13 protein-coding genes and 4 pseudogenes are annotated in these 16303 nt (G+C 70.4%); 7 read left to right on the top strand and 10 right to left on the bottom strand.

Annotation, left to right across the window (positions count from 1 at the left end; genetic code table 11):
- Positions 1-427: 427 nt before the first annotated feature.
- On the top strand, positions 428-2509 hold the full coding sequence (locus tag AB0947_RS38970) for a BTAD domain-containing putative transcriptional regulator (protein ID WP_366755117.1): 2082 nt from the start codon (positions 428-430) through the stop codon (positions 2507-2509).
- Positions 2510-2986: 477 nt separating this feature from the next.
- Here the strand turns inward: AB0947_RS38970 and AB0947_RS38965 are convergent, their stop codons facing one another.
- The gene (locus tag AB0947_RS38965) at positions 2987-3484 is read right to left on the bottom strand and encodes a sigma-70 family RNA polymerase sigma factor (RefSeq protein WP_366755116.1); all 498 of its coding nucleotides are present in this window, start codon (positions 3482-3484) and stop codon (positions 2987-2989) included.
- Positions 3485-4066: 582 nt separating this feature from the next.
- Here AB0947_RS38965 and AB0947_RS38960 point away from each other — a divergent pair.
- Entirely contained in the window at positions 4067-4504 is a 438-nt protein-coding gene (locus AB0947_RS38960; RefSeq protein WP_366755115.1) for a cupin domain-containing protein, read from the top strand.
- Between the two features lie 165 nt (positions 4505-4669).
- Here the strand turns inward: AB0947_RS38960 and AB0947_RS38955 are convergent, their stop codons facing one another.
- Entirely contained in the window at positions 4670-5068 is a 399-nt protein-coding gene (locus AB0947_RS38955; RefSeq protein WP_366755114.1) for a 6-carboxytetrahydropterin synthase, read from the bottom strand.
- Positions 5069-5369: 301 nt separating this feature from the next.
- Between AB0947_RS38955 and AB0947_RS38950 the strand changes: the two genes are divergently transcribed.
- The 3 genes and pseudogenes from AB0947_RS38950 to AB0947_RS38940 all read left to right on the top strand — a co-directional run bounded on the left by AB0947_RS38950 (position 5370) and on the right by AB0947_RS38940 (position 7640).
- A complete protein-coding gene (locus AB0947_RS38950; RefSeq protein ID WP_366755113.1) occupies positions 5370-5963 on the top strand; it encodes a YbaB/EbfC family nucleoid-associated protein in 594 nt (197 codons plus the stop codon).
- Positions 5964-6096: 133 nt separating this feature from the next.
- Positions 6097-6789, top strand: a pseudogene (locus AB0947_RS38945) (MBL fold metallo-hydrolase); the annotation flags it as partial.
- Positions 6790-7070: 281 nt separating this feature from the next.
- Entirely contained in the window at positions 7071-7640 is a 570-nt protein-coding gene (locus tag AB0947_RS38940; RefSeq protein ID WP_366755112.1) for a hypothetical protein, read from the top strand.
- A gap of 546 nt (positions 7641-8186) precedes the next feature.
- On the opposite strand, the gene AB0947_RS38935 is transcribed toward AB0947_RS38940, so the two are convergent.
- From AB0947_RS38935 to AB0947_RS38905, 7 genes are all read right to left on the bottom strand, one after another.
- Positions 8187-8789 carry a GPP34 family phosphoprotein gene (locus AB0947_RS38935; RefSeq protein WP_366755111.1) on the bottom strand — a complete coding sequence of 201 codons (603 nt, stop codon included), beginning with the start codon at positions 8787-8789 and terminating at the stop codon, positions 8187-8189.
- The gene (locus AB0947_RS38930; protein ID WP_366755110.1) at positions 8786-10225 is read right to left on the bottom strand and encodes an NAD(P)/FAD-dependent oxidoreductase; all 1440 of its coding nucleotides are present in this window, start codon (positions 10223-10225) and stop codon (positions 8786-8788) included. The genes AB0947_RS38935 and AB0947_RS38930 overlap by 4 nt, the downstream gene beginning before the upstream one ends.
- A 102-nt stretch (positions 10226-10327) precedes the next feature.
- Positions 10328-10774, bottom strand: a complete 447-nt coding sequence (locus AB0947_RS38925) for a VOC family protein (protein ID WP_225814242.1) — start codon at positions 10772-10774, stop codon at positions 10328-10330.
- Between the two features lie 301 nt (positions 10775-11075).
- The gene (locus tag AB0947_RS38920; RefSeq protein ID WP_366755109.1) at positions 11076-11504 is read right to left on the bottom strand and encodes an organic hydroperoxide resistance protein; all 429 of its coding nucleotides are present in this window, start codon (positions 11502-11504) and stop codon (positions 11076-11078) included.
- Positions 11505-11864: 360 nt separating this feature from the next.
- Positions 11865-12497 carry a peptide deformylase gene (locus tag AB0947_RS38915; RefSeq protein WP_366755108.1) on the bottom strand — a complete coding sequence of 211 codons (633 nt, stop codon included), beginning with the start codon at positions 12495-12497 and terminating at the stop codon, positions 11865-11867.
- Between the two features lie 706 nt (positions 12498-13203).
- Complete coding sequence (locus AB0947_RS38910) at positions 13204-13515, bottom strand: replication initiation protein, RepL2 (protein ID WP_014669002.1); 312 nt, start codon at positions 13513-13515, stop codon at positions 13204-13206.
- Positions 13512-13964, bottom strand: coding sequence for a MarR family transcriptional regulator (locus tag AB0947_RS38905; RefSeq protein ID WP_078611565.1), 453 nt, complete (start codon positions 13962-13964; stop codon positions 13512-13514). The genes AB0947_RS38910 and AB0947_RS38905 overlap by 4 nt, the downstream gene beginning before the upstream one ends.
- 997 nt (positions 13965-14961) lie before the next feature.
- Here AB0947_RS38905 and AB0947_RS38900 point away from each other — a divergent pair.
- Together AB0947_RS38900 and AB0947_RS38895 are read left to right on the top strand one after the other, a co-directional pair.
- A pseudogene (locus AB0947_RS38900) lies at positions 14962-15156 on the top strand (IS5/IS1182 family transposase); the annotation flags it as partial.
- A 296-nt stretch (positions 15157-15452) separates the two neighbouring features.
- A pseudogene (locus AB0947_RS38895) lies at positions 15453-15602 on the top strand (IS5/IS1182 family transposase); the annotation flags it as partial.
- Here AB0947_RS38895 and AB0947_RS38890 read toward each other — a convergent pair.
- A pseudogene (locus AB0947_RS38890) lies at positions 15557-16043 on the bottom strand (hypothetical protein). The pseudogenes AB0947_RS38895 and AB0947_RS38890 sit on opposite strands and share 46 nt — an antisense overlap.
- Positions 16044-16303 lie beyond the last annotated feature (260 nt).

The following is a 16303-nucleotide window of genomic DNA, read 5'->3' as shown; positions in this document are numbered from 1 at the left end:
CTTGCCCCGTGAGCCCCCCGTCCCGCAACGGACCGACTGGCCGGACAGCATGGCCTGTAGTACAGTCGGGCGCTAAACGGACTATGGAGTCCACTTACGGGCGTGCCGTGGCAGAAGCGTCTCCGCTTCCCGGTGCCGCGGCACGGCGACAGTCGGGGCAGCACCGTCCCTGCCACCGGACACGTCGACCCGGCAGTGGTGGGTTCCGGACACGCCCGTCCCGTGCGCCCATCCCCTGCCCGTTCCCACCGGGGTGCCATGACATGTCTGACATCGCCACAGGCATGCCGGAAACCACCTCGCGGCGGACGGCCCCGTCCCGGACCGGACGATGACCCCGCCGGACGGGCGACCAACGGCACGACGTGAGAATGACGAGGCCAGCGGCGAGATGGACGCGACAGTGCGCTACTCAATCCTCGGCACCGTGCGGGCATCGCGTGGTGACACCGAGATCGACCTGGGCCCCCCGAAGAGACTGGCCCTGCTCGCCCTGCTGCTCCTGCGCGCCCCCGGCCCGCTCTCCGTGGGCGAGGCCGTGGACATCCTGTGGGACGACGAGCCACCCGCCAGCGCCGTCAACGTGGTGCACCGGCACATCGGCGCGCTGCGCAGGACACTCGAACCCGAACTCCGCAGCAGGACGCACGCGACACACCTCGTGCGCGCCGCTGACGGATACCGCCTGCTCGTCGACGCCTCGACCTCGGATCTGCTGCACTTCCGCGACCTGCGCGCCCAGGCGCAGCTCGCGCTCAGGAGCGGCGCGCCGGAACGGGCCGCACAGCACTTCATGGAAGCGCTGCGGCTCTGGCGCGGTCCGACCGTGGCCGCCGGCACCCATGTGGCCCGGCACCCGGTGTTCACGTCGGTGGGGCACGAGTTCGTGGCGACGGTGAAGGAGGCGGCCGACACCGTCCTCACAGCGGAGCCCGCACTGACCGAAGAAGTGCTGACGATGCTGCGCCGCGCCGTGGAGAGCCACCCCTTCGACGAGGCCCTGCACTGCCGGATCATCGCGGCGCTGGCCGCCAGCGGCCGGCAGGCCGCGGCCCTGGAGCAGTTCGAGACCATCCGCCGGGGACTGGCCGAGGAACTGGGCGTCGAACCCGGCCCCGAACTCCGCGCCGCCCAGCAGCACCTCCTCCAGCGCCGGATCGCCGTCAGCACCGACCATCCGGCACCCCGGCCCGCGGGCGTCGCCACGCCGGCCCAGTTGCCCGCGGACTGCCTGTCCTTCGCCGGCCGCGAGCAGGCGCTGGGCCAGTGCCTGGAGCTGCTCCCGCTGGAGGGTGAGAGCCGGCCGCCCACGATGACCGCGGCCATCTGCGGCATGGCGGGTGTGGGCAAGACGACGCTGGCCGTGCACTGGGGCCACATGGTGGCAGACCACTTCCCCGACGGACAGATCTACGTGGACCTCCAGGGCCACCACCCGTCCCGGGCCCCCCTGGAACCGGGTGCGGCCATCGCCGAGGTCCTCGAGGCGCTCGGCGTGGAGAGCAGCCAGTCGTACCCGAGTGCCGCCGCCCTCGGCTCGGCCTACCGCAGCGCCCTGGCCGGGCGCCGGCTGCTGCTCCTCCTGGACGACGCGGTGGACTGCGAGCAGGTACGGCCGCTGCTGCCCGCCACCCCGGGGTGCCTCGCGATCGTCACGAGCCGGCGGCGGCTGGAGGGCCTCGCCGTCACCGACAACGCCCGGATCATCACGCTCGACCCCATGTCCCGGCAGGAGGGTCTCGAACTGCTCGACCGGCGACTGGGCACGGACCGGACCCGTGCCGAGCGGGCCGCCGCGGAGGAGCTGGTGGAATCGTGCGGCGGGCTGCCGCTGGCGCTGGCCGTCGTCGGCGCCCGTGCCCTGACGCAGCCGCGGTTCCCGCTGGCCTCGCTCACGGCCAGACTGCGCGACACGGCCGACAGCCTCGACGCCCTGTCCGGCCGGGACGCCCGCACGAGCACCCGCGACGCCTTCCACCGCTCCTACGACGCCCTGAGCAGCAGCGCCGCGCGCCTGTTCCGGCTGCTCGGCCTGCACCCCTCGCGGGACATCGCCCTGCCGGCCGCCGCCAGCCTGGCCGGCACCGATCTGCGCAGGACCCGGCAGGACGTGGCCGAGCTGATGGACCACCACCTGCTCGTCGAGCTGGTCGCCGGGCGGTACACCTGTCACGGACTGCTGCGCACCTACGCCGCGGAACTCAGCTCGCTGCTGGACTCGCCGAGCGCCCGGTCGGACGCGGTCGCCCGCATGGTCGAGCACTATCTGTACAGCGCCGAGGCCGCCACGGCGCTGCTCGCACCGCACCGCAGCACCGTGATCCTGCCGCCGCCGCGACCGGGTGTCCGTCCCCAGCACTTCCAGGGACGCGCGGACGCCGCCGAGTGGATCGTCGCCGAGCAGTACCTGCTGCCCGAACTCGCCCGCTCGCTGAGCCACTACCCGAGAGGCGACGCCTTCCGGCGGCAACTGACCTCGGCACTGGAGATGTGCGTCAGGGACGAGTAGGGGTGGCGGCCGGTTCCACGGGGCCGGTCCGCCGCGCGACGTCCACGACGGAGGCGTCCCCGGCGACCCCGACCCGGGCCGGGGGGCTGCCCGCTCAGGCGGCGGACCGCCCCCGGGAACCCAGCGCGCCGCGTCCGCCCACGCCTGGTCGGACGGAACCGCACCACTCGGCATCCGGTGCCCGGCCGGGGACAGGCCCCGGCGAACCGACGGCCCGCGCCGCGCACCCCGCACACGCCAGGACCGGCGCGTGGTGCCGGAGCCCCGGCCTGCGGGCGCGGATGCGGAGACCGCCCGGCGCCGACGCCCTCCCCAGGGCCGGGCGGCAGCACCGCGGCGTCGGTCACGGGGTGTCCGAGGCGGTCGAAGGGTGGGTTCCGGCGGGGTCCTCGCCCGGCCCGCCGTGCCTTTCACGCGCCCCCTCCCCGCCGGGACCATGCGGCTCCGGCGGCGGTCCCGGCGCGAGGACAACGATGTCTAAGCGGCCTCCGGCCGTACGACGGCGCGCAGCTTGCGCAGGGCGTTGTGCTGGCGGCTCTTGACCGTGCCGGCCGGCACACCGAGGATGCCGGCGGTCTCCTGGATGGTGCGGTCACACAGGTAGATGTGGACCAGCACGGCCCGGTGCTCGGGAGACAGCCGGCGCAGCAGCGGCTTGACCACCAGGGCATCGTGCACCGCCTCGGTGCCGTCGGTGCCCGACACGGGGTCGTTGTAGTTGTCTCCGATGACTTCCCTCCGGGCGTGGGGTTTGCGCACCCAGTCGATTACCAGGTGCCGCGTCACGGTGAAGAGCCAGCCGCGGACCGATCCCTCCATCCCCACCAGGCGGTCGATGTTCCGCCAGGCCCGGATGATGGTCTCCTGGACGATGTCCTCGGCCAGTCCGTGGTCACCCAGCATCTTCTCGGCGTACGAGACGAGGCCGTCGCGGTGTTCCCTCATGATCGTGCCGAGCAGGTCGGACCGGGACATAGCCGTGAGGGGCGTAGCCATAGTGTTCTGAACCATCCTGGTTCTCTGTTGTGCGGCGACCGGGGGCCGGATGTAACCCCCGCTTTCGCACTGTAGGCAGCGGCGAGTGCCAGAAATCTGCTGCATTTGTGTCGTCGCAGTGCCGTGCCCCCGCCCGACCGGCACATGTGCGCGCACGCCGTCCGGGGCGAGCGGGAGAACCCCTTCTCACCAGGCGGTTTCCCGTTCCGCCGGGTAGTTCCCGCTCTTAACAGACTCTAAACATGTACGAACGGTGAGTTATATGTCACGTGCGTCATGCCGCCTTGACTCGCGGGACGGCGCGGCTCCCAAGGTAAACACATGTGATTGTCGTGGGGCAATCGGGGGGAGAGTGTGGTGGCCCGGGCGGCTCCCGCCACAGGTGTGACACTGTCGGCCCCACACGCGACGCGCGCGGGCACGTTACGGACCCCCGGGGCCACCTCTGTGCCGACAGCGCCGGTCGTCAACGCGTGTTCCAGCGAGCCGGCGCGCCGGCCCAACCGGCCCGCGCCGGCCCCTGCCGGCGCGCTGCGGATCCACCTGAAAGGTTTGACCCACATGCGCAAGAACCTGCTGCGCCTGGGAGTGACCATGGCCGCGGCCGTCGGTCTCTCCCTGGGCGCGGGCACCGCGTTCGCCACACCGGCCGGTCCCGGTGTGAAGGGCACGGTCATCTCCCAGACGACGTTCGGCGGGAAGGACTACGTCCTCCGGCAGATCACCATCCCCCCGGGCCAGAGCACGGGCTGGCACTACCACGACGGAACCGTCTACGGCCTCGTCCAGCACGGCACCCTGAGCCACTTCGACTCCGACTGCGCCTCCGACGGCGTGTACCGCGCCGGCAGCGGCATCACGGAGCCGTCCGGCGCCGGCCACGTGCACATCGGCCGCAACCTCGGCACGACCGACGTCGTCCTCGACGTGCTCTACGTCCTGCCGCACGGCGCCCCGCTGTCCGAGGACGCCCCCAACCCGGGCTGCGACTTCCAGTAGGCGCCGCCCCCGCCCCGCTCACGGGTGCACGAAGAGACCGCCGCGGCAGCACGCCGTGGCGGTCTCGCCGTACGAGGAGGCCGGGGCCGGCTCGGCCGCCGACCGGTCCGGCCGGCCACGAGGCCACCTTCTCCCCCGTGGCGGGCCGGGACCCTCACCCCTCGATCACACGCGCCGCTCGTACGACGCCCACGCGATGTGCGACTCGTGCAACGTCACGGCCACCTCGCGGATACCCCGCGCGCCCTCCCCCAGTGCTCCCGCCTGGATCCGCTCCACCAGCCGGTCGGCGATCACCTTGGCGAGGTACTCCGTCGACGTGTTGATCTGCTGGAACTCCTCCTCGTCGTCGAGGTTGCGGTAGTTGAGCGCACCGAGCACCTTGCCGAGTTCCGCGGTGGCGAGACCGATGTCGACGACGATGTTGTCGTCGTCGAGGTCGGGGCGGCGGAACGTCGCGTCCACGACGAACGTCGCACCGTGCAGCCGCTGGGCGGGCCCGAAGACCTCACCCCGGAAGCTGTGGGCGACCATCATGTGGTCACGTACGGTGATGCTGAACAAGAGTCCTCCAAGGGGGGCCACGGACCGGTGCGACAGGACACCTGGCGCACCTGTGACGGAGATGTTTCCATACCTGGCCGCCGACCAGTGAAAGACGTTTCCGGTTTCCCCGGCATGTGAACCAAGTGCGTCGTCGTCTCGTGTCCATCATGTGTCCGAAGGCACCACCGGCCCGGCTACGCCCTCGAAGACCGCCTGGCCCGGACACGAGAACGGCCCGGAACGTGTCCGCGGCAGACGCGGCCGTCCGGCCGCTTCGAGGTATGCCGCCCGTGCGCGGATTCACCGGCAGAGGAGGACGATGGACAGGCCACCGGGGAGCCGCCTGGAGGAGATCCTTGCCGACTTCGCCGAGCAGTACGGCGTGCTGACCAGGGCCCGGGAGCAGATGAGGGCGCTGTCGGTGACGGCGTGCTCCAAGGACGGCGTCGTGGAGGTCACCGTGGGTGCCGACGGGCGCGCAGCCGGGGTCCACTTCGTCAGCCGGCGCTTTCGTGAGCTGGCCGCCCCCCAGCTGGGCGACAGCGTCATGGAGGCTCTGACGACGGCCCGCACCGAGTTCGCGGCCCGCGCCATCGCCGTGCTGACGGCCGCGAACATCCGACTGCCGGCGGCCCTGGAAGGCCCGAGCGGGGACGCACCGCTCGGGCCGGAGGCGATCCGTGAGGCACCGTCCGTGTGCTGGCGCCGCCTGGTCCACGAGGCCCGCACGGCGGCGGTCGGCCCCGGCCCGGTCCACGAGTCCGCGTGGGCCAGGCCGTTGTGGGGCCGCCCCGGTACGCCGTCCGCCGTGCCGCACACTCCCCTGCCGTCGGAGCTGTACGAGGCCGTCAGGGCATTGCGGGATGCCGTGTGCGACGCGTGGGGCACGCCCTCGCCCGCGGGCCGGCGCTGACCGGCGGACCGTCACCGCCTACCGGCAAACGTATTCTCCCGAACCTCCGTCATCCGATACAAGGAGTCACAGCTGTGAGCAACCTGAACGACTTCCCCTCCCCGCCGCCGGTCTCCCAGGACCGCCAGTTCACACCAACTGGGTGATCGTCAAGGACGGCGACAGCTGCACCCTGATCTACACCGGCTACCCCGGCGACCGCGACGCCGTGCTCGCCTCGTTGCGGGCGGTCGGGCTGAACCCGCGTTCGGTGGCCGCCGTTCTGGTCACGCACGCGCACAACGATCACATCGGTGCGGCCGAACACCTGCGCTCCGCGCACGGCGTGCCCGTCCTCATGCACGGGGACGAGGTGCCGCACGCCCGCCGCGACTTCCTCGACCAGGTCTCGGTCGGACAGGTGCTCGGCCAGGCGTGGCGGCCCGGCGTGCTCCCGTGGGCCGTGCACGCCCTGCGCGCGGGCGGCACCAGCCATGTTCCGGTCCGCGAGCCGCGGGCCTTCCCCGCGCCGGGAGCCCTGGACCTGCCCGGCGCCCCCGTGCCCGTGCACACCCCCGGTCACACCAGGGGGCACTGCGCGTACCACCTGCCCGGCAGGGGCATCCTGGTCAGCGGTGACGCGCTGGTGACGGCGCACCCCACGTCACGCGTCAGCGGACCGCAACTGCTGCCCGACATGTTCCACACCGACCGCACGAGGGCTCTTCAGTCCCTCGCGGTGTTGGAGGGGATCGACGCGGACACCGTCCTGCCGGGCCACGGACCCGTGCACCACGGTCCGGCCGGTGCGGCCGCCCTGATCGCCCGCGAACGCGCGGCGATGTGACCTCGGGACCGGTGGGGCGGGTGCTTCCCGTCCCACCGGTGCGCAGAGGGTTCGACGACACACTCACCGGGCAGTCTGTTCGAGGGGAACCTCGTGCGGGTGGCTGTCACGTCCGGGAAGCCGTGTGAAAAGCCGGCACTTGCCACGTGCATCGGGCGCATCGCGCTTATCGTGAAGAGTGAACATGCCCGGCGAACCGTCTGGCGTCGACACTTATCTGCACGGGACCCTCGGCGTGGGTACCATGCGCAACGTCATCCATATCGAGGGAGTGAACGGTTGTGACCAGCCAATCAGCCGCCACGCTCCGGTCGCGGTACGTGGAACAAGCCGCATCGGACCTGGAGGAGAACCGCCGGCGACAGCAGGAGCTGGAGGAGAGGATCAGGGCGTTGAAGCAGGAGGAGGCCCTCCTGGCGGACATCCTGAACCTCGCCGAGCGGTACGAGGGCTTCGCCGACCCGTCACGTCTGCCCGAGCAGTTGCAGGACGAGCCGGTCCTCGCGAAGGCGAAGCCCGTCTCCGGAACCGCTTCGCGGCGTTCGGCGTCGATCAGGACCGCGGCCAAGGGCAGGGCGGCGAAGGCCGGTGCGAAGGGGAAGTCGCACCGGCCTCTGCTCGGCGACCTGCTGACGGACCTGCTCGCCGGCTACGACGAGCCGCGCCTGGCCAAGGAGCTGCGGGACGAGCTGCTCGAGAAGCACCCGGACCGCAACCCCACCCCGCAGGTGGTCCGGAACACCCTGGAAGCCCTGGTCGCCAAGGGCCGCATCCGGCGTCACAAGCAGCAGCGTTCCGTCATGTACACCCTGGTGAAGCCGGCCTCGGCCGCGACGGAGTCCGCCGACTGACACCTGTGCGCCCGTCCCGTCGGCGGTGGTCCCGCCACCGGACACCGGTACGTGTCCGGTGCGGCGGGTCTCGCCCCGCGGGACGGGTGAGCCACTTCCGGGCGGTGCGGCGAGGGCGCGGCCGACGGTGCGGCGCCCCGTCGCGCGGCCCCCGCCGGACAACTCGGCGCCGGTCCCCACAAGCGCGTCTCCCCTCGGGTCCCTGCCGGCGGGCGACCCACCCGGCTTTCTCCGCCCTCCTTGTGTCCACGGACGGGCGGGGCCGAAAGGTTCACCCGGATCCGCCCCCGTGTCCGACGGACCGGCAGCCTCTCGGCGAACACAGGCGCCGCGCGCGACCCGGACCGCCGGCCGCGCCCCACGTCAACGCGGTGAATCCGTTCGGTTCGCTCATGGGTGTCAGTTCATTCACGGGTGTGACGGCCCGCTCCCCCGCCGCCGTACCCATCCGGCCGCAGACCGTCCCCCAGGGCTTTCCGTCCGGATCATGCCGGGCTCGCGGGCCCTGTGCCGCACCCTGATCCGGCCTGATCCGAACGAAGGACCCTAGCCCCGCCACATGTTGTCGAACGCGGCGTTCTCGACGTCCCTGCGCAGCCGCAGCGCCTCCAGGCTCGTCACCGCGTCCCCCACGGCGGCCAGCACCGTCGTGACCGCGTCCCCGGTCGCGCTCCCGTCGTCTGCCGATGGGCCGGCGCCGATCCCCACGGCTGCCAGCAGAGCCGCGAGGACGGGCTCGCCGGACTCCCGGCGCTCCTCGGCGCGCGCCCGCTCCGGCGAGTCCGCCGGCACGGTCCGCCCCGACCACAGGTGGAAGCCGTGGCGCCGCGGGTGGACGAAGAGCCCGGCCCGGTCCAGGTCGTCGACATAGGCCGCGGCGAGTTCCCGGCCGCGGCGCCACAGCCAGTCCTCGACCGTCTCGTGCGGCTCATGCCCGGCGAGCGAGGCGGCCGCCTGGTCCAGCAGACGGTCACCGGTCGCCACCCGCGGACCGGGCACCATGCGTTCGCCGTCCAGGGTCAGCGCCCCGCTCTCCAGCAGATCGACCGCCTCGGCCCCCGCCAGCGCGAGGGACAGGTCGCCCTGCTCCACGGGCTGCTCGGGCAGCAGCCCCAGGACGACGAGCATGAGGTCCTGTGCGGTGGTCATGAGTCCCTCCACGTCTCCAGCAGGCGCAGCCACACTTCGCTGATGGTGGGGAAGGCGGGTACGGCATGCCACAGGCGCTCGACGGGCACCTCCCCGGTGATGGCGACGGTGGCCGAGTACAGCAGCTCACCGACGCCCGGCCCGACGAACGTGGCGCCGACGACGACGTGGCGGTCACGGTCGATGAGGACACGGGCCCGGCCCCGGTAGTCGGGGCGGTACTGCACGGCACCCGCGAGGTGGCCGATCTCGTAGTCGACGACGTCGACGGCGCGGCCGGCACGCTCGGCCTGATCCGCGGTCAGACCGACGGAGGCGACCTCCGGATCGGTGAAGACGACGCCGGGAACGGCCTCGAGGTCGGCCGTGCTGCTGTGCGGGGCCCAGCGGCCGGTGTCGAGTTCCTCGCCCCGGGCGCGGGCGGCGATCACGGCTCCGGCGATACGGGCCTGGTACTTGCCCTGATGGGTGAAGAGCGCCCGCCGGTTGACGTCGCCCACGGCATACAGCCAGTTCCCGGGGACGGCGGTGACGGTCAGGCTGTCGTCGGTGGGTATCCAGTCGCCCGGGGCGAGCCCCACGGTGCCGAGCCCGATGTCCTCGGAACGCGGAGCGCGGCCCGTGGCGAAGAGGATCTCGTCGGCGGTGAGTTCGTCCCCGTCCGACAGCGTGATCCGCACCTCGCCGTCGCCCAGCCGTCGCGCGGCGACGACCGAGACGTCGAACCGTACGTCCGCACCGGCCTCGCGCAGACGCTCGGTGACCAGTTCGCCCGCGAAGGGCTCCATGCGCGGCAGCAGCCCGTCCTCGCGGGCGAGCAGGGTCACCCGGCTGCCCAGGGCCTGCCAGGCGGTGGCCATCTCGACGCCCACCACACCGGCGCCCACGATCACCAGGCGCCCCGGCGCCCGCCGGGCGCTGGTCGCCTCCCGGCTGGTCCAGGGCCGCAGCGTGTCGATCCCGGGCAGGTCGGGCAGGGCCGCGCGGCTGCCGGTGCACACCGCGACGGCGTGCCGGGCCCGGAGCCGGACGGTGTCGCCCTCGGGTGTCCGCACCGACACCTCACGGACCCCTTCCAGGCGTCCGTGGCCACGCACCAGGTCGATGCCGGCCGACTTGATCCACTCGACCTGCCCGTCGTCCTTCCAGTCGGCGGACATGCGATCGCGGTGTGCCAGGACGGCCTCGACGTCCAGCGGGTTCTTCACGGCCGGGTCGAGCCCCGGAACGTGTGTGGCGTCCGCGCGCAGCAGCGCGGGGCGCAGCAGCGCCTTGCTGGGCTCGCAGGCCCAGTACGAGCATTCGCCACCGGCCAGTTCACTCTCGACGAGCACGGTGCTCAGCCCGGCGGCGACGGTGCGGTCCGCTACGTTCTCGCCGACCGGGCCCGCGCCGATCACGATGACGTCGTAGGTCCGGATGTTCTCGGTCGGCATGTGTCCTCCGGTGGATGCGTGCCGGTCGGGTGGGTGTCGTGGTGCCCGAACACACGGGCGGTCCCGGCGCGGCGGGGGTGTCGGCCGCGCCGGGACCTGGTCTCAGCGGCCGGGCGCGCGCTCGGTGACCTCCTGGAGGAACCACTCGTTGCCGTCGAGGTCCTTGAAGGCGGCGAAGGTGCCGTAACTGGCCCGCTCCGGGTGGAGGCCCGGGACCCGGTGGGAGTCACCGGCGTGGTGGAAGGCGCCGGTCTCGTCACGGAACGGCCCGGTGACCTCCACACCGCGGCCGGTCAGCTCCTCCTGGGCCTTGACGATGTCCGTGACGGTCAGCTGGAGGCCGTGCAGCGTGCCCGCCGGCTGCTCGGTGAGACCCTCGCCGAAGATGATCGAGCACTCGGAACCGGGTGGCGTCACCTGCACGATCCGGTAACCGTCGTGGATCGGGAAGTCGGCGTCCAGGCGCCAGCCCAGCTGCTCCACGTAGAAGCCCTTGGCGCGGTCCACGTCGGAGACGGGAAGGATGACGACTTCGAGCTTCATGTCCATGGGGTATCTCGCTTTCGGTTCGAATGTGGTGGTGGGTCTGCGGGCCATGTGTCGACGTACCGGCATTCGCCGTCTCCGTACTCACTGTCGCCCGGGAACGGCATGCCCGCTTCAGTCACCTGACGGTGTGTTCGGTTCGGCCCGGCGAGCCGACGTCCTAAGCCGACCGGCCGGCCGAGGTGTCCCGGTCCCCCGGCTCGACGCGGTCACGTGTGCCGTGTCACGGCGTCGTGGTCGGGGGCGAAGCGGGTCCCGTGCCGGGGGAAGGGGCACGGGACCCGCGGTCTGGTGGGTGTGGGTGTCAGGCGGCGGCGGTGGCGTTGATGGTGACGGGGATGTTGTCGCGGGTGGCCTTGGAGTACGGGCATAGCTGGTGGGCGGCGTGGGCGAGTTCCTCGGCGGTGCTCTGGTCGACGCCGCCGAGGACGGGGTTGAGGACGGCGGAGAGGGTGAACTCGCCGTCGTCGCCGTGGGTGAGGGTGATCTCGGCGGTGATGGTGGTGCTGGTCAGGCGGATCTTGCGGGTGGTGGCGGCGCGGCGCAGGGCGCCGAGGAAGCAGGCCGCCCAGCCGGCGGCCAGGAGTTGTTCGGGGTTGGTCGCGGTGCCGGCGCCGCCCAGTTCCGTGGGCAGGGCGAGGCTGGTCTGGAGCAGGCCGTCGGAGGAGCGGACGTGGCCGCCGTTGCGGCCCTCTCCGTCGACGTCGACGACGGCGGTGTAGCTGACTGCCATGGCTGCTGCTCCCGGTCTGGAACGAGTGGTGTGCGGGCACCTCCGGCCGGACACCTGTCCTGTCACCGGTTGGGGTGGTGACGCAATCATGGCAGGGCTATGCGTCACCAGTCAAGGCGGTGACTGGCATTGTTCAGGGGCTCACCGACGGCTCGCCCGTCACCGGCTGCGCCGCCACGGGTGCACACGCCGCGCCGCCCCGCTGTCACTGTTGCGGCAGGCCCCAGGCGCACCAGGGTGATCGATCGACACGTGCCTCACACCCATCGGCCATGAGGGAGCGCCCGCACCGACTTCGCCACACGTGTGCCGTCCTCAAAGTCACACATGTGTACGCTGACGTGGGTCGAAGGCGGCTGGTCAGGGCAGCCGGAAGCCCAGTTGCTCGGCGGTAGCCGCCAATCCCGCGGGGCCCCACCGCTTCACCACCTGCTCCGCCGTGGACAGGGAACGCAGTTCGGCGCGGTCGAGGTAGAGCACCCCGTCGAGGTGGTCGGTCTCATGCTGCACGATCCGGGCCCCGAGCCCCGCGTGCTCCTCCACGAGGCGCCGGCCCGTCTCGTCCTCGCGGGTCAGGGTGATCCGGTCGGGGCGAGCCACCGCGGCCTGCCAGCCGGACACGCTCAGACACCCCTCGAAGCTCATCGTCTGCGGTCCGCCCGCAGGCTCGTAGGAAGGGTTGATCAACACGGTGAACGGCACGGGCTCCCGGCCGCTCTCGACCAGCCGGGCGGTGAGCGCCTCGGGCGTCGCCAGCACCGCGAGTCGCAGCGGAAGTCCGACCTGGGGCGCGGCGAGACCGACGGCGTTGTGGGTCTTCTCCATCGTCTCGCGCATCCTGCCGATCAGCTGCCGCAGCACGTCGTCGCCGAGCTGCCCGTCGTAGGAAGCCGTCTTCTGCCGGAGGACGGGATCACCGGCCTGGACGATGCCGAGGGGCCCCGGCTCCCCGAGGAGCTGGGCGACCCTGTCGGCAAGTTCACGGTTCTCCACCTCTCACCTTTTCCGACGACTTCAGGAAGCGACACATGCGCGTTCTCCGGCGTACGGGATGGGCCGCGACGTCAGTATAGAGACACGTATCCCGAACAGCCGCCGTCTCGGCGTCTCCACTCACATGTGTGCCGAGGTGCATACGGACCGCGGAACAGCATGGAGGCGTCGGGCAAGCGGCGTGTGATCACGCTGGGCGAGAACGGGACGGCCGACGCAGAGGCGGAGAACAGTGTCCGCACCCCGGCAGAGCCCTGCCGACGGCCGCTGTGGGGCCGTTCTCCACGCGAAATCGTCTTGGGCGCTTCGGAGGCGTCTACGGGAGAATCGTTCTGAGCGAAGAATCGAACTGTTCGAAAGAGGGCCCGTTATGGGTTGATGTGCCCGACTAATACGCATCAGGGACCCCACCCGGGGGCCGAGCGCCCCTCCCCCTCGGAAGCGACTCAGCCTGCGCCTCCGGCCCGGCCAAGAACCAGAGAGGAGCCAACGAGGGACCGACGGGACCGACAAGGGACTGACACTGGACCCATCAAGGGACCGACAGGGACTGACACTGGACCATCAAGCAGCCCACAAAGGGACCGACATAGGACTCGCCTCTTGCCGGGACGACAGTCAAAGGCGTCCTACGGATCGCACCTCATTGACGTGACGTACATCTGGCGCGATCCGCGGACCGCCTCAGATCGATCCGGAGAGCGCCTCAGGTGGCGCGGCGGAACGGGACCACGACCCGCTCCCCCAGCTGCCCCGGGGTCAACCGGTAGTACTTGATGTGACCGATCTTCTCCGTCTGCTCCAGCCACCCGAGTTCGATGACCTGCTTGCGCGTTCTGGAGAAGACAGGCGGCGCCATGCCGACCAGCTTGGCCAGCTGGGCAGCGGTTTCCAGGACGGCGCCTGAGCGATCAGTCGGGTGCAGAGCGTAGAGCATGACGACGAGGCGCTGGTTGGCGGTCATGCCGGCCGTGGCCTCCAGCAGCCTGAGGTTTTGCTGCCTGTCGTCGCTGGTCACTTTGCCTCCCACCGTGCTGGCGTGTTCTCGTCGAAGCCGGGGATGTCTGGTGGATTACATGATTTCACCGCTTCACGCTGTTCCAAGCCTGTGCCATGGAAAGCGATGTAAGGACTGATGCGGTAAAGGTTGTAATTTCCGATACGTCCACGCACTACCAGGATGCGGTGCTTGGTCAGCTTCCTATTGATTTTCCCCACGGCGTCGGTCGACATGCCCACCCGTTTGGCGATGTCGGCTCCCGTGGCCCTCAACGGCTCCATCCCTTCCGGAGAGACGCCGATCCACCAGAGGACCAGGAACTTCTGGCTGGGCGTGAACGCCTTCGACTCCGTGATGGCCTCGACCCTGGCCTTGTCTACCTGGGTGTGCCTGCCGGAGAAGGCGTATGGCGCATAGAGGACTGGCTCGCCCGTGTCGGCATCGACCAGTCTGCGTGCTGCTCCCAACAGGCCCTCCGTGCATGGGTCATTGCCGCACCGTTCCTTGAGAGCGGCCTTCGAGCCGCCTTCATGAACCTAACGTACATGAGCAGGAAGTCAATCAACTCCGCCTGTCGGCCGTGTCGTCTGTCGTCACGGATCACTTCGCGAACTCCTCGACACCGGCTACACCCGCGTGAGAGATGTACGTGACGTCAATCTACCGCTGCTGTAGAACAGCGGTACTCAGTTCCTGTGGACGTGGTGGCGGTTCCTGAGAACTGCTTGGCAGTCCCTCGGAACTGCCTGGCGGTTCCCCCAGCCGTGGTAGCGGTTCAGGGGAACTGACTGCCACGATCCGTGGAACTGGGCACTCGGTTCCACGGATCCGCCTCTGCTGTCACAGGAACTGCCTGGCAGTTCACACGGTCTGGGTCCGGACCACTGTTTCCGCAGGTCAGAGCCCTTTCCAGAGGTGTTGCTCTCTTTACTTAAACCCAGCGCCGTACGGGGTTCCCGGACTCGGCTCAGGCCCGTGAACGTAGGCACTGTCACCGATCGCGCACTCCCCTCTCCCCCACTGCTCCGGCACCACAGAAAGTCAGCCACGACGTACCGGTACGGGCACGATCAGGCGCGCGTGTGTCTCCATCAGCCCCCCACCTGGCTCAGCCACGTTCATCAAAATCCGGGCACCCACCACCGCCTGGCAGCCGTTGACGACACCTCAGGCGTCCAGATGGGGCACCGAATCCACCCACGCGACCGAGGCTGAGCGGCTCCCCTCACCGGAGGGGGCGCACGCCCAGGCAGCAGAGCCACGTCGGGCCGGCGGGCGACGAAAGGGGCCGGTTGCTCAACCCCAGCGGGGTCCATGCTCCTGGGTGATCCAGTTGTCGTAGACCCCGCTGGCGAGCGCCAGTTCTGCCGGTGACCTATTACGGCGTAATAGCCCGCGTGGGAAGTGGCCCAACGCTCGCGAGCGGGTTGACATGGTCTGCCATCAGCAGGTCGCGCGAGCTCCCTGACCGCGCAAGTGCTGCTGGTCGCGGTGTACTACCGCGCGAACCTCACCATCCGGCAGCGTGCCCCGCTCTTCGACCGCTCACCTGCCACCGCCGGCGCGTGCCCGTAAGGTCGCAGCCTCCTCACGCAACTACCGGTTCTCGGCGCATGCGCCGCCGCCGGCACCCGCCTGGTGGTGGCATCCGCCCGGCCGTGATCGCTGATGACGGCTACTTGGTCACCGGCCTGGCCGTCCGCCACCGCATACGGGCCGGACGGAAGCGGAGCTTGACCGCCAGGCGGCGTGTTCATCGAGCCTCGTGATCACGGGCTGGGTCGCTCGTACGACGGGTGCATGCGCCTCTACTGGCGAAGGTTCGCGCGCCCTTGATCTGGCCGGCCGGGCCGACTAAGCGTCCGCCCTGATTGGGTGCGGGCTGCCAAGACGACAAGGCCGACCGGACACGAAACCGCTAGTAGCTCGGCTCCCCTGCCGGTCGGTCGCCACCCTTCGACCCGGCCCACTACTGCGGACGCCACACGGTCGAATGTCGCATCAACCGCCTCAAGAGAAACCGCGCTGTCGTCACGCGCTACGACAAGCTCCCCGCCCGCTACGAGGCGACCGTCCTCGTCGCTGCCATGGGCCAGTGGCTGTGACCTTCGCCGTTACAGCATGGTGGGTCCACGTTCCATGCTGCGGGCAGATCGCTGCCCGCAGCAGACGCAGACGAAGTCGTCCTCGCGCACGATGTTGTGCCCCTGGCAGCCCTACAGCGTCCAGAGCGTGGGCAACCACCCCCAAGGCCCAGGGGCTGACGTCCGGGCAGTACCCGGTGGACTGGTTGCTGACCTCGCTCACGGCCCACCCGTCCCCCTTACGCACGAAGCTGAACTCGACAGCCCCAGAACCATGTCCCCGCCAGCACTGGCCACGCGCTCGCTCCGCAGCGGCGCCAGCCCAAGCACACCGTTCGTGCCGACCACGTAGGTGAACGGGTCGGTCAGCTCCGCTGCTGACTGCTCAGTGATCCAGCTATCGAAGTCAACCGCCGAGCCGATCCGACGCCCACCGTCACCAGGACGGACCGCAGCCTTCAGCTCGGCCGGTCCGACATATCGATAACTCCGCCCCCCACACACTCACGTCAGCCAACCTAGAACCCGCGCGACACACGCTCTAGCTGTATTGATCACGAGCGTTGTTAACGCCGACGGGGCTTGATCAAGGCGAAGACCTCCGGTGTGGTGGAGCTGTCTAGGACTGCACCACACGGAGGTCTTCGTGTCCCACCGTAATGCCCGGCTGACCATTCACGGCAGGCGGTTGCTCATCAGATCCAGTATCAGCGTGTCCACCA

The organism is Streptomyces sp. NPDC047841, from assembly GCF_040704085.1.
GTDB lineage: Bacteria > Actinomycetota > Actinomycetes > Streptomycetales > Streptomycetaceae > Streptomyces > Streptomyces argyrophylli.
The sequence above is the reverse complement of the archived record's forward strand: the minus strand, read 5'-3'. Positions and strand labels throughout refer to the sequence as shown.